The 13059-nt window shown below is 70.4% G+C and carries 12 protein-coding genes; 8 read left to right on the top strand and 4 right to left on the bottom strand.

What is annotated here, in order from left to right:
- Window positions 1-79: 79 nt before the first annotated feature.
- Window positions 80-1438: a 4-aminobutyrate--2-oxoglutarate transaminase gene (gene gabT / locus ACP15J_RS07560; protein WP_424936398.1), complete on the bottom strand. Its 1359-nt coding sequence runs from the start codon at window positions 1436-1438 to the stop codon at window positions 80-82.
- A 104-nt stretch (window positions 1439-1542) separates the two neighbouring features.
- Between gabT and ACP15J_RS07555 the strand changes: the two genes are divergently transcribed.
- Window positions 1543-3141, top strand: a complete 1599-nt coding sequence (locus tag ACP15J_RS07555) for a PucR family transcriptional regulator (protein WP_424936397.1) — start codon at window positions 1543-1545, stop codon at window positions 3139-3141.
- Window positions 3142-3282: 141 nt separating this feature from the next.
- Here the strand turns inward: ACP15J_RS07555 and ACP15J_RS07550 are convergent, their stop codons facing one another.
- Both ACP15J_RS07550 and ACP15J_RS07545 read right to left on the bottom strand, forming a co-directional pair.
- Window positions 3283-4215 (bottom strand): hypothetical protein, encoded by a 933-nt coding sequence (locus ACP15J_RS07550; RefSeq protein ID WP_424936396.1) that lies wholly within the window; start codon window positions 4213-4215, stop codon window positions 3283-3285.
- Window positions 4216-4252: 37 nt separating this feature from the next.
- Window positions 4253-4963: a hypothetical protein gene (locus tag ACP15J_RS07545; RefSeq protein ID WP_424936395.1), complete on the bottom strand. Its 711-nt coding sequence runs from the start codon at window positions 4961-4963 to the stop codon at window positions 4253-4255.
- Between the two features lie 164 nt (window positions 4964-5127).
- On the opposite strand from ACP15J_RS07545, the gene ACP15J_RS07540 reads away from it, so the two are divergent.
- Window positions 5128-5994, top strand: a complete 867-nt coding sequence (locus tag ACP15J_RS07540; RefSeq protein WP_424936394.1) for a hypothetical protein — start codon at window positions 5128-5130, stop codon at window positions 5992-5994.
- 129 nt (window positions 5995-6123) lie between these two features.
- Here the strand turns inward: ACP15J_RS07540 and ACP15J_RS07535 are convergent, their stop codons facing one another.
- Complete coding sequence (locus ACP15J_RS07535) at window positions 6124-7575, bottom strand: helix-turn-helix domain-containing protein (protein WP_424936393.1); 1452 nt, start codon at window positions 7573-7575, stop codon at window positions 6124-6126.
- A 134-nt stretch (window positions 7576-7709) separates the two neighbouring features.
- On the opposite strand from ACP15J_RS07535, the gene aceA reads away from it, so the two are divergent.
- From aceA to ACP15J_RS07505, 6 genes are all read left to right on the top strand, one after another.
- Window positions 7710-9023, top strand: coding sequence for an isocitrate lyase (gene aceA, locus ACP15J_RS07530; protein WP_424936392.1), 1314 nt, complete (start codon window positions 7710-7712; stop codon window positions 9021-9023).
- Window positions 9024-9083: 60 nt separating this feature from the next.
- Complete coding sequence (aceB, locus tag ACP15J_RS07525; RefSeq protein ID WP_424936391.1) at window positions 9084-10736, top strand: malate synthase A; 1653 nt, start codon at window positions 9084-9086, stop codon at window positions 10734-10736.
- A gap of 54 nt (window positions 10737-10790) precedes the next feature.
- Complete coding sequence (locus ACP15J_RS07520) at window positions 10791-11078, top strand: hypothetical protein (RefSeq protein ID WP_424936753.1); 288 nt, start codon at window positions 10791-10793, stop codon at window positions 11076-11078.
- Between the two features lie 32 nt (window positions 11079-11110).
- Complete coding sequence (locus ACP15J_RS07515; protein ID WP_424936390.1) at window positions 11111-11368, top strand: type II toxin-antitoxin system Phd/YefM family antitoxin; 258 nt, start codon at window positions 11111-11113, stop codon at window positions 11366-11368.
- Complete coding sequence (locus ACP15J_RS07510) at window positions 11365-11769, top strand: PIN domain-containing protein (RefSeq protein ID WP_424936389.1); 405 nt, start codon at window positions 11365-11367, stop codon at window positions 11767-11769. The genes ACP15J_RS07515 and ACP15J_RS07510 overlap by 4 nt, the downstream gene beginning before the upstream one ends.
- A gap of 62 nt (window positions 11770-11831) precedes the next feature.
- Window positions 11832-13031 (top strand): pyridoxal phosphate-dependent aminotransferase, encoded by a 1200-nt coding sequence (locus ACP15J_RS07505; RefSeq protein ID WP_424936388.1) that lies wholly within the window; start codon window positions 11832-11834, stop codon window positions 13029-13031.
- Window positions 13032-13059 lie beyond the last annotated feature (28 nt).

The raw sequence follows: 13059 nt of genomic DNA, 5'->3' as shown, positions 1-13059 counted from the left end.
ATGGCAACTCCTTCGTTGTGGATGAGGGTAAGGCCGACCGCGACCCGGTATCCCCCGACCCGGGTCGCGGTCAGCGGTCTCAGGCCGCCGCGAGCGCGGCGGCGACGATGTCGAGGCCCTCGGCGAGCAGGTCGTCCCCGATCGTGAGCGGCGGGAGGAAGCGGATCACGTTCCCGAACGTGCCGCAGGTGAGGACGATCACGCCCTGGGCGATCGCGGCCTTCGCGATCGCGGAGGTGAGAGCCGCATCCGGCTCCCCCGTCTCGGGGCGCACGAACTCGACGGCGATCATCGCGCCGTGCCCGCGGACGTCGCCGACACGGGGATCGGTCGCCTGGAGCGCGGTGAAGCGGCCGGTGAGGGTCGTCCCGATCTGTCGGGCACGCTCGATCAGTCCCTCGTTCTCGAAGGCGGCGAGCGCGGCGAGCGCGGCGGCGCAGGCGACGGGGTTGCCGCCGTACGTGCCGCCCAGCCCCCCCGCGTGCGCGGAGTCCATGATCTCCGCCCGACCGGTGACCGCGGCGAGCGGGAGGCCCGCGGCGATCCCCTTCGCCGTGGTGATGAGGTCGGGCTCGATGCCGAAGGTCTCGCTCGCGAACATCGCGCCGGTCCGGGCGAACCCGGTCTGGACCTCGTCGGCGATGAAGACGACGCCATTCGCGCGGCACCAGTCCACGACGGTGTTCAGGAACCCGTCGGCAGGCACGATGAAGCCGCCTTCGCCCTGGATCGGCTCGATGATGACGGCCGCCAGGTTGCCGGCGCCGATCTGCTTCTCGATGAGCGTGATCGCACGGGCCGCCGCCTCGGGCCCGGTGAGGCCGTCGCGATACGGGTAGGAGCCGGGCACCCGGTAGACCTCGGGCGCGAACGGGCCGAAGCCGCTCTTGTAGGGCATCGACTTCGCCGTCAGCGCCATGGTCAGGTTGGTGCGACCGTGATAGCCGTGGTCGAAGGCGACGACGGCCTGACGGCCGGTGTGCTTGCGGGCGATCTTGACCGCGTTCTCGACGGCCTCGGCACCGGAGTTGAACAGGGCGCTCTTCTTCGCGAACGTGCCGGGGGTGAGCCGGTTCAGGGTCTCGGCGACCTCGATGTACGACTCGTACGGGGAGATCATGAAGCAGGTGTGCGTGAACTGTGCCGCCTGGGCGGCGATGGCCGCGGCGACCGCGGGGTGCGCGTTGCCGACGGAGGTCACGGCGATGCCGGACCCCAGGTCGATCAGCGAGTTGCCGTCCGCGTCGACGACGACGCCTCCGCCTGCCGCCACCGCGGCGACGGGCACGGTGTGCGCCACTCCGGCCGCGACGGCGTCGGCCTTGCGGGCGAGGATCTCCGTGGAACGGGGGCCGGGGAGGGGGGTCACGACGCGTCGCTCCTGCGGAAGCGACGGGCCACCGGCAGGAATCGTGGGGAGGTCGTCGATGAGGGTCATGAGGCTGAGGCTACGACGCCGGAACGGCGGATGCATTCGCCGGATCGTACAATCGTCGACAGATACTCGCCACCTCGTACAACGACTTCTGACCGGGAGGCATCGTGGAGCCTTCGACCCCGACGCTGCGCACCCTTCTGGGCCGACGCGACCTGGGCCTTCGCCTCGTCTCCGACGAACGGCCGGCCGTCGGCGCGCTTGACCGGCCCGTCCGGTGGGTTCACAGCTCAGACCTCGCCGATCCGACGCCGTTCCTCGCCGACGACCTCGTGCTCCTCACGACCGGGACGCAGTTCTCGGACGACGACCCCGCGCGCATCCCCGACTACGTCGCGCGACTCGCGGCCCGAGGCGTCCTCGCACTCGGCTTCGGCACCGACGTCCATCGAGCGGGCATCCCCGAGGAGCTCGTCACCGCCTGCGCCGCACAGGAGATCGCCCTGTTCGAGGTCCCCTACGGCACGCCGTTCATCGCGATCGCCCGCGCCCACGCCGAGGCGATCGCCGCCGAGGCCTACGCCCGGCGCACGTGGGCGCTGGAGACTCAGCGGGCCCTGGCTCTCGCCGCCCTGCGTCCACACGGCCTGGAGTCGACCCTCACCGAGCTCTCCCGACGGCTGGGGTGCTGGGTGGGGATGTACGACGGAGCCGGCGCCCTCGTGCACGGCGGACCGCGAACGACAGGCGCATCCGCCGCCGGGTCCACGGGCAGCCGCCTCGACGGGCCCGGCTCCGGCCCCGATGTCCCCGGCGAGGCCGGCGTCGAGGAGGTCTCCGTCGCCGCAGGAGACCTCCTCGCACGCGGAGCCTCCGCGAGCCGGACGATCGAGGGGCGGAACGGCCCCTGCACTCTCTTCACCCTGGGCCGGGCCGGACATCTCCGTGGCGTGATCGCCATCGCCGCCGGCGCTCTGGATCCGGAGAGCAGGGCGGTGGTCACCTCGGTGATCGCGATGGCCGGGCTCTCCCTGGAGCAGAGCGAGCAGCTCGCCCGTAGCCGACGACGGCTGCACGGTCAGCTCCTCACCTCCCTCCTCGCCGACGACCCGTCCCTCGCCCGCCGCGTCCTCGGCTCGCTCCCGTCGGCGCCGATCGTGGTCGCCGTGTCCACCGGCGGGCGGGACAGTGCAGCCGTCGAATGGTGGGAGCACCGCCGCGACGCAGGGGCGTCGGTGTTCCTCGCCGAGTCGGCGGACGGTCTGGTGATCTGCCTTCCCGCCGCCGAGGCCGGCGCTCTCGACGAGGCGGCGGAGCAGATCGGCCTCCGGATCGGCGCTTCCGCCCCTGAGGACTACGGCGCCTTCTCCCGCGCCCACGCCCAAGCGCTCACGGCCCTGCGACGCGCCGGCCGCGGCGGAGGGACGGAGAGCCGAGAGCCTGCGCTCGGCGTGCTCCACTTCGCGGAGGCGGCCGAGTCCAGCGTGCTGAGCGCGCTCGCGACCGACGAGGCGCGGATCGTGGCGGAGTCGCTGCTCGCGCCTTTGCGGCGACACGACGATCGCGAGGACGGCGACCTCGAACGCACGCTCCGCGTCTGGCTCGAGCACGACGCCCGGCTGGAGCCGGCGGCGGCGACCCTCGGCATCCATCGTCATACGCTGCGGTCGCGGATCGCCCTGGCCTCGGGCCTTCTCGGCACCGACCTCGGGTCCTTCCCCGCCCGCGCCGAGCTCTGGGCCGCGCTGCAGACCGCCCGGGACTGACGACGACCTCCGTCCCCGGCCTTCTCCGGCGCCACGCGACCTGTCCGGGATCCGACGCCGCGTCCGCTCCTGCGTCTCCCGCACCCCCGAGACGTGGCCTTCGAAACGCAGGCTCGCCGCGATCCTCACCGGTCTCGACCTCTAGGGGAGGTGGCTGCCGCGAGGCGCCTCGATGTCGGGAGGCCCTCCGACGACCGGGAGCTGCGCCCCTCGTCCCGTGATACGCGCCTGCTCCTGGCCGGGGAGGCCGGTGAACAGCTCCCTGGTCGCGGGCACGCTCATCAGCTCAGGGTTCGCCCCCGAGCGCCCCGGCGCGGGAGTGTTGGGCACCACAGGGCCCAAGCCCTCGGCCTGCCGGACCTCGTCCCATCGGACCTGCCTGGCGTCCTGGATGCGATCGGGCGTGATCACGTCGGTGCCCACCCACTCGTCCAGGCGTCCGCCGACATGAGCCTGCCGGCGGAGCCACTCCTCGGCCATCTCGGCATAGTCTGTCCAGATCATCCGCGCCTCCATATCACCGCGGCAGGCTGCCTCGGCAACCCGCGCCCAGGCGTTGTCCGCCACGGCCCGCAGGCTCTGCCGGAGGTGATGGAGATCAGGACCCGGCGCCACCCGGTAGACCCAGGGCCGGCGCTGCCACTGCTGTCCGAGCAGGACGTCCCGCCCCTGCTCGGTGCCCGCCGCACGGATGAACCCGCTGGGCACGTCGCGGAAAGGGCCCGCGGGCACACCCGAGGGAAGCCACGCATGCCCCAGCAGGTCTCCCTGCGGCCCCTGCGGCATGAACCCGTCCCGGAACACCTCCTCGGGCGGACGCACGTCGACGATGTAGAACGCGGCGGGCAGCTCGCCCTGATACTCCGGCGTCGGCGAATACTGGTGCCCTCGGTCGCCCTGGCCTCCCGACATCGCCGGCGCCGCGATCGGCGCGCCGCCGGAGAACCCGGAGCCGGGATCGGCCGCGGCGATCGGTGCGACCACGACGGCGACTCCCACCGCCGCCACCCAGCCGACCCAGGCCCTGCTCTTCCCGCCGTGCGGCGTCTGGCGGGACCGCTCACGGAAACTCATGACGAGACCTCCTCCGTTTTCGCCATCCGAACGGGAGTCACTTGATCTCGGACTTGTTCGGCGTTCCTCCGCCGACGGCCCACGGGCCCGTGTCGGACGCCTTGCCCACCGGCACGCCAAGGGACTTCCCCAGGACGATCTCCAAGGTCTCGGTCCTGGGGTAGATGTTCCCCTTCGTGAAGCCCCCCGTACCCCCGCCCCAGTAGCCGCCCAGCACCGCGGGGGTCACCTTCACCGCATACGCTCCGGACACGCCGTACAGGTCGAACACGTGGGTCACGGACAGCTCGGTCAGCGAGCCGTCGTCATCCGTCTTGTGCCGCACCTCCTCCTTGACGGCCGGGCTCGCCGCGGTGATCCCGTTGCGGAGGAGCATCATGTCGGCCGCCAGCGTCACGTCCGAGCTGTTCGGACTCCAGCCCCACAGCAGGCTTTTGCCCTGGAGGTCCTTCGCGGTCACCGTCACCTTGAGCTTGCTCGGAGCATCGGTGAGCCTGTCGCGATACGCCTCGACGTCGACGACGAACTTCGCGTACTCCTTCCCGTCCTTCGAGTACCACTCGGACTCCACAGAAGGCTGCCTTCCGCTGAGCACGACGTCGGGACCGACGTCCGCGACGGAAGGCGCCGCGCTCTCGGCGAAGGCCGGCGCCGCCGTGCCCACGGCGCCGACCGCGATGCAGGACACGAGAGAGACGCCGACCAAGGCCCGCAGACCCCGGACGCGCACGCTCCGCACAACAGACATAGAAACCTCACTCATCATCATGTAACTAGTATGATCAGACTAGCATGCGAAAAGCCGGCTCTCCGGTCGCCCTCCCGGTGTGCCCGGAACGCGACGGCCACCAGGACCGGCGGCTCGAAGACGGACGGCGCTCGTGAGTGCGAGCGCAGGAGAAAGGAACACAGATGACCAGGAGCGCCACCACGACGATGCGGAGATGGACACGGACGACCGGGGCCTGGGCGGCTGCCCTCGCCGTCGTCGCCGGATGCCTGCCCGTCGCGCACGCGGACTCCGCCGCCAGCGCACCGGCGGGGTCCGCCACGTCTGCGGGCGTCGGGGGCGAGGGGACGCGGGATCAGCGCAGCACCCGCGACCCGTGGGTTCTGGCAGCGAGAAGGATCCCCGTGGTGAAGACGGGCGACCCGCAGCTCCCGCTCTGGATCGACGAACGCCGCACGATGCCGATGACGCTGAGCCTGGGCGGGAGGACCGTCGAGGAGACCCTGTCGTTGAGCCTGACGCACAGCGATCGAGGAAAGGCCTTCTCCGGGCACGTCAACTCTCGGCGACCGGGCGGCGTCCCGATGTGGCTGGAGAGGACGGCGCCGACCTTGACCAACGTGACGGACGTCGAGACGTTCTCCTTGGCAGGGATCGAGCGGATTCCTGCGGAGAGCGTGCTCGGGGAGAGACGGCAGGCGGTGTACGCCAAGGGGGCGCTGACCCTGCGGGAGACCTTCGTGAACATCGACAGCCGCAGCGACTCGACGCGGACAGCCCATTCCCTCGACATCGCCGTCGGAACCGACATCCCTCTCGAGAAGGCCCCGGAGGGCGCACCGGACAACGGGCCTGACGGCGCCGAGACCGCCGCCGTCAGGCTGCTCCGACTCCAGGGCGGCTATACCGGCACCTGGGAAAGGACCGAGACGCAGACGTCCATGCACAACGCGAACCTCAACGCGGAGACCACGCTGGAGATCGAGTGGCTGATCGTCCCGTCAGCCGGATCGCAGTCCTGGGGAGACCTCTACATGAAGATCCTCTGACTCGAAAGCAGGGCGGAGGCTCCGGACCACGGGCGTGTCCGGGGTCTCCGCCACCCTCAGACCGTCGTCGCCCCTGAGCGGAGCACGGACGCGGATCAACGGCAGCCAGCCTCCCCCACGAGCCCGGGATCAGGCCGGGGCATGGGCGTCGAGGAACTCATAGACGTCGGTCGTGTCGACGCCGGGGAACGCCCCGGTCGGCAGCGTCGCCAGAAGGGTTCGGGGCGTGCGGACGTTCGGCCACGAGTTCTTCCGCCAGCGCTCCTCCAGCTCCGCAGGGGCGCGTCGGCAGCACGTCTCGACCGAGTGCTTCGACACGCCGCGGTTCGGGGTGTCCCGCCCGACGAACCAGCGCGTGTCGTCGAACCGCACGCCTACGCTCACCGAATGGAGCCCCTCGCTCGACGGCTCCACCCGCGCCGTGCACCAGTAGGTCCCGTTCCCCGTGTCGGTGTACTGGTAGTACGGGTTGAACCGGTCCTCCACGTCGAAGACGACGCGGCTCGTCCACCGCCGGCAGCACATCTGCCCCTCGATCGCGCCGAGGCGATCGGTCGGAAAGTTCACGTCGTCGTTCTCGTAGGCCTTCGTGATCGTGCCGGACTCGTGCACCTTGAGGAAGTGCACGGGGATCCCCAGGTGCCGTGTCGCAAGATTCGTGAACCGGTGCGCGGCGGTCTCGTAGGAGACGGAGTAGGCGTCACGAAGATCCTCGATCGAGATCGCCCGCCGCGCCTTCGCCTCCTGCAGCACCGGCACGACATGTCCCTCCGGCACGAGCAGCGCTCCGGTGAGGTAGTTGGTCTCCACCCGTTGCCGAAGGAACTCCGCATAGCTCCGCGGCTCGGCATGGCCGAGGATCCGGCTCGACAGCGCCTGGAGCACCGCGGTGCGCGCATCCCCCTTCGCCTGCACACGAGGGGACAGGTACAGCCTGCCGTTCGCGAGATCCGCGACGCTGCGCGTGGTCTGCGGCAGATCCGCCGTGTAGTGCAGCGTGAAGCCGAGATGCGCGGCGATCTCTGAGGCGGTGCGTTGGGTGAGCGGTCCGCCGGGGTGGCGCACGGCGGCGAGGAGCCGCGCCGCCTCCGCCTCGAGGTCGGCGAAGTAGTTGTCCTGCCGCCGCATGAGGTCGCGGAGCTCCACGTTCGCACGCCTGGCCTCCTCCGGGGTGGCCGCGCGCTCGTCCCGGAGCCGCTCGATCTCGCCGTGCAGCGCGAGCAGCGCCGACAACACCTCAGACGGAAGCACCTTGCCGATGCGGAACGACGGGATGCCGAGCGCCTGGAAGGTCTGCCCTTTCATCGCGCGCTCGAGGGCGATCTCCATCGTGCTGCGCTCATCGAGCGGCTCCCCCTCCAGCAACGCGTCGATGGTCGTCCCCAGCGCGCGGGCGATCGCCTGGAGCAGCGTCAGCTTCGGCTCGCGCTTGCCCGTCTCGATCATCGAGAGCTGGCTCGGCGCCCGCCCGACCGCCGAGGCGAGCTCCTCGAGGGTCATGCCTCGCGACGTTCGCAGCCGCCGCACCCGGCGGCCGATGGTGAGCGCATCAGCGTCTTCTGGGCTCCGAAGAGTGCTCATGGGACCGAGTCTGTCACGAAAACAGAAATCTCGATGAAATTCTCTCTTGAATCGGTCAAGTGGAAGGAGGAATTTCACACAGAGTGGGAGCACGCCACCCCGGCATCGTCGCCGGGCCCCACCGAGGAGAAGACATGACGAACCCCACCCCCCGCCCTGCGGGCCTCCGCTCGGGCGACCAGACGCAGACCGCGGCCGAGCTCCAGGCGATCTGGGACGCCGATCCCCGCTGGGACGGCATCGAGCGCACCTACACCGCCGAGGACGTCATCCGGATCCGCGGCACGGTCCGCGAGGAGAACACCCTCGCCCGCCGAGGAGCCGAGAACCTCTGGAACCTCCTGCACACCGAGGACTACGTCCGGGCGCTCGGCGCCTACACCGGCGGCCAGGCCGTGCAGCAGGTGCGCGCGGGCCTGAAGGCCATCTACCTCTCCGGCTGGCAGGTCGCCGCCGACGGCAACCTCGCCGGGCAGACCTACCCCGACCAGTCCCTCTACCCGGCCAACTCGGTGCCGGCGGTCGTCCGCCGCATCAACAACGCGCTGCTGCGCCAGGACGGGCTTGAGCACGCCGAGGGCGAGGTCACCCGGGACTGGCTGGCGCCGATCGTCGCCGACGCGGAGGCGGGCTTCGGCGGCCCGCTCAACGCCTACGAGCTCGCGCAGTCGCTCATCCAGGCCGGCGCCGCCGGCATCCACTGGGAGGACCAGCTCGCGAGCGAGAAGAAGTGCGGCCATCTGGGCGGGAAGGTGCTGGTGCCCACCCTGCAGCACATCCGCACGCTGAACGCGGCCCGCCTCGCCGCCGACGTCGCCGACGTGCCGACGCTCATCATCGCCCGTACCGACGCACTCGCCGCCGATCTGCTCACGAGCGACGTCGACGAACGCGACCGAGAGTTCACCACCGGAGAGCGCACGTCCGAGGGCTTCTACCGGGTCCGCGCAGGGATCGAGCCGGTCATCAGCCGCGGGCTCGCCTTCGCCCCCTACGCCGACCTGCTCTGGGTCGAGACCGGGGAGCCGGACATCGAGCTCGCGCGCGAGTTCGCCACCGCGATCCACGCCCGGCACCCCGGCAAGCTCCTGGCGTACAACTGCTCGCCGAGCTTCAACTGGAAGCGCCACCTGTCGGACGCCGAGATCGCGACGTTCCAGCAGGAGCTGGCGGACCTGGGCTACAAGTTCCAGTTCATCACGCTGGCCGGCTTCCACGCCCTGAACTACTCGATGTTCGATCTCGCCCGCGGCTACGCCGAACGCGCCATGAGCGCCTATGTCGAGCTGCAGGAGGCCGAGTTCGCCGCCGAGGCGACCGGGTACACCGCCACCAAGCACCAGCGCGAGGCGGGGACCGGCTACTTCGACGTCATCTCGACCGCTCTCAACCCCGAGAGCGCCACCCTGGCCCTCGCCGGCTCCACCGAGACCGCCCAGTTCCACTGACCGCCGGCGGGTCGGCTCGCACAGCCTCCCGCCGCTTCCGCTCTGCAAAGGACCCCTGTCATGACCATTCCCACCGCTCCCCCGACCACATCGACGCCGACCACTCGGCAAGGACCGGCGATCACGGTCGCCGGGGCCCTCCGCGACCGCTTCGACGAGATCCTCACGCCAGAGGCCCTCGCGTTCCTGGCCGAGCTCCACCACCGCTTCGCCGGCCGTCGCCACGACCGTCTCGCCGATCGCATGCGCCGCCGGTTCGAGATCGGCAACGGGCACGACCCCCGCTTCCGCGAGGACACGGCGCACATCCGTGAGGACGCCGACTGGCGCGTCGCGGGCGCGGGCCCCGGCCTGGAGGACCGTCGTGTGGAGATCACCGGCCCCACCGACCCGAAGATGACCGTCAACGCCCTGAACTCGGGCGCTCGCGTCTGGCTCGCCGACCAGGAGGACGCCACGAGCCCCACCTGGCAGAACGTGATCGGCGGCCAGCTGTCTCTGCGCGACGCGATCCGCGGCGAGCTCTCCTTCACGAACGCCGAGGGCAAGGAGTACCGCGTCACGGCCGAGCGCACACCGACCATCGTGATGCGCCCTCGCGGATGGCACCTCGTGGAGCAGCACATCGGCTTCACCGACCGTACCGGAAGGACGATGGCGGCCTCCGGCTCGCTGGTGGACTTCGGCCTGTACTTCTTCCACAACGCTCAGGCGCTCATCGACGCCGGTCGCGGCCCGTACTTCTACATCGCCAAGCTCGAGTCGAGCGAGGAGGCGAGGCTGTGGGACGACGTCTTCTCCTTCAGCGAGGAGTACCTCGGCATCACGCACGGGACGATCCGCGCGACGGTGCTCATCGAGACCCTTCCCGCGGCGTTCGAGATGGAGGAGATCCTGTTCGAGCTGCGCGACCACTGCGCGGGCCTGAACGCCGGACGCTGGGACTACATCTTCTCGATCATCAAGAACTACCGCGGCCGAGGCGCGCGCTTCGTGCTTCCCGACCGCAGCGAGGTCACGATGACCGTGCCGTTCATGCGTGCCTACACCGAGCTGCTCGTGAAGACCTGCCACAGGCGAGGCGCGTTCGCGATCGGCGGCATGAGCGCCTTCATCCCGAACCGTCGCGACCCCGAGGTCACCGCCCTGGCTGTGGAGAAGGTGTCCGCAGACAAGAAGCGCGAGGCCGGTGACGGCTTCGACGGCACGTGGGTCGCCCATCCCGACCTCATCCCCGTCGCGCAGGCGGAGTTCGACGCCGTGCTCGGCACACGTCCGAACCAGCTGGAACGGCAGCGCGACGACGTGCAGGTGCGGGCGGAGGACCTGCTCGACGTGCACATCGGACGTCCCATCACCGCCGATGGGGTCAGGGACAACGTCTCGGTCGCCATCCGCTACATCGAGGCGTGGCTGCGCGGCCTCGGTGCCGTGGCCATCGACAACCTCATGGAGGACGCCGCGACCGCCGAGATCAGCCGCTCGCAGGTGTGGCAGTGGATCCACCAGGACCGCACCACCGCCGACGGCACCCCGATCACGGTGGAGCATGTCGAGGGGCTGATCCGCGACGTGCTCGCCACGGTGGACCGCCGCGAGGGCGACCGCTTCGACGACGCGGCAGACGTCTTCCGCGATGTGGCGCTGCGCGAGGAGTTCCCGGCGTTCCTCACGACCGGCGCCTACGCCGCCCACCTGGTCGAGGTGGGCTGAGCGCCCCGCCCGAGGCGCCCTCCCGTCTCTCCGCCCCGGTGTTCCCGTCGCGAGATCTGTCCGCTTGACCGGTTCGATTGCGACAGACTTCGCGACGGGAACGCAGGGAGAACGGGGCAGCTGCGCTCCTTCGGCGGACGGCGCATCTTCCACGGCGCGATCCGTGACAGCGTCGCGATCGGCGCCTTGCCCCTGGGAGCCAAGACCCTGGGCACCAACCCGCGCAAGAGCACGAAGACCGGCGCGGGCGAGGAGGACATCATCCTCGCCATCGCCGGCGTCCGGTTCCGGCCTGGCGCGCACCTCCACGCCGACGCTGACGGCGTCCTCGTCGAGCGCTGACGCCCTTTGTCTACATTTGCTAGAATATCGGGATGAAGACCATCTCCGTCGGCGAGCTCCGGCAGAACCCGACGCGCGCTCTCGACGAGGTGGAACGCGGCGAGACGTACGTCGTGACCCGTCATCGCCGCGAGATCGGGCGTCTGGTCCCTCCGCTCCGCGATCCCGGAGCGTCGCCCGACGAGTTCCTCTCCCTCCTGCGCGCGACGCCGCTCGACGGCTCCTGGGCGCGAGAGCTCCGCGACGAGCGTGGTGACTTCGACGGCGGCGGCGACGCCTGGTCGCGATGAGGGCGCTTCTCGACACGAACATCCTGATCGCCTCCTCCGGTCAGGGCGAGGCGCCACCGGATCTGACAGACTTCGATGCCCTCCAGGTGAGCGCCCTCAGCTGGGCCGAGCTCCTCAAAGGGCTCCACACGACCACCTCGCTCGCCGAGTACAAGGCCCGACATGCGCGTCTCACCACGCTGCGCTCCGTCCTCGGCGAAGGCCTCCCTTTCGACGACCGCTGCGCGGAGGCCTACGACACGATCCTGATGCGGCTGGTCTCGGCCGGCTCGTCAGCGCGCGCCCACGTGATGGACAGGATGCTCGCCGCGACCGCCCTCGCCCACGGCCTCGTGCTGGTGACCCGCGATCGCGATGCCTTCGCCGGACTCGACGACCTCGTCCGAATCGACCGCCGCTGAGCATGCCCCTCCCGTCCCGACATATCCTCACGACACGCGCGGCGTCCCAGTAGCATCGGAGGGTGACCGAACGCGCACCTCTCTCCCGCAAGCTCTCCGCCATCGCCGAGTCCGCAACCCTCAAGGTGGACGCCAAGGCCAAGGCCCTCAAGGCCGAGGGCAAGCCCGTCATCTCCTACGCCGCTGGCGAGCCCGACTTCGCGACGCCGTCGTTCATCGTCGCCGCCGCGGCCGAGGCGCTCGCCGACCCCGCCAGCTACCGGTACACGCCCGCCGCGGGCCTGCCCGCCCTGCGCGAGGCGATCGCCGCCAAGACGCTGCGCGATTCCGGTCTCGAGGTCTCGCCGAGCCAGGTGATCGTGACCAACGGTGGAAAGCAGTCGGTCTACCAGGCCTTCCAGGCCGTGGTGAACCCCGGCGACGAGATCCTGCTGCCCGCCCCTTACTGGACCACCTACCCCGAGGCCATCCGTCTCGCGGACGGCGTTCCGGTGGAGGTGTTCGCCGGGGCCGACCAGGACTACAAGGTGACGGTCGAGCAGCTCGAGGCCGCACGCACCCCGCGTACCACGGTGCTCGTCTTCGTCTCCCCGTCCAACCCCACCGGGTCGGTCTACACAGCCGAGGAGACCAGGGCGATCGGCGAATGGGCGGTCGAGCACGGCATCTGGATCATCTCGGACGAGATCTACCAGAACCTCACCTACGAGGGCGTCAAGGCCATGTCGATCGTCGAGGCGGTCCCCGCAGCCGCGGGGCAGACGATCCTCGTCAACGGCGTCGCGAAGACCTATGCGATGACCGGATGGCGGGTGGGCTGGATGGTCGGCCCGGCCGACGCGATCAAGGTCGCCGGGAACCTCCAGTCGCATCTCTCCAGCAACGTGAACAACGTGGCGCAGAAGGCCGCGATCGCCGCGCTCACCGGTCCCCAGACCGAGGCGGAGCAGATGCGCGAGGCCTTCGACCGCCGTCGCCGCCTCATCGTCTCCGAGCTCTCCACGATCGATGGGCTCGTCGTGCCCAACCCGCTCGGAGCCTTCTACGTCTATCCCGATGTCCAAGGCCTGCTCGGGCGCACCTGGGGCGGGGTGACGCCGACGACCTCGCTGGAGCTCGCCGACCTCATCCTCGACCAGGCCGAGGTGGCTGTGGTTCCCGGCGAGGCCTTCGGGCCCTCCGGCTACATCCGGATGTCCTACGCCCTGGGCGACGACGCCCTCCTGGAGGGCGTCCAGCGTCTGCAGCGCCTCTTCGCCTGACGCCGAGCGTGCAGGGCCGCCCCGCACG

Source organism: Microbacterium sp. S308A+, from assembly GCF_049800815.1.
GTDB lineage: Bacteria > Actinomycetota > Actinomycetes > Actinomycetales > Microbacteriaceae > Microbacterium.
This window is presented reverse-complemented; position numbering and strand designations above follow the sequence as displayed.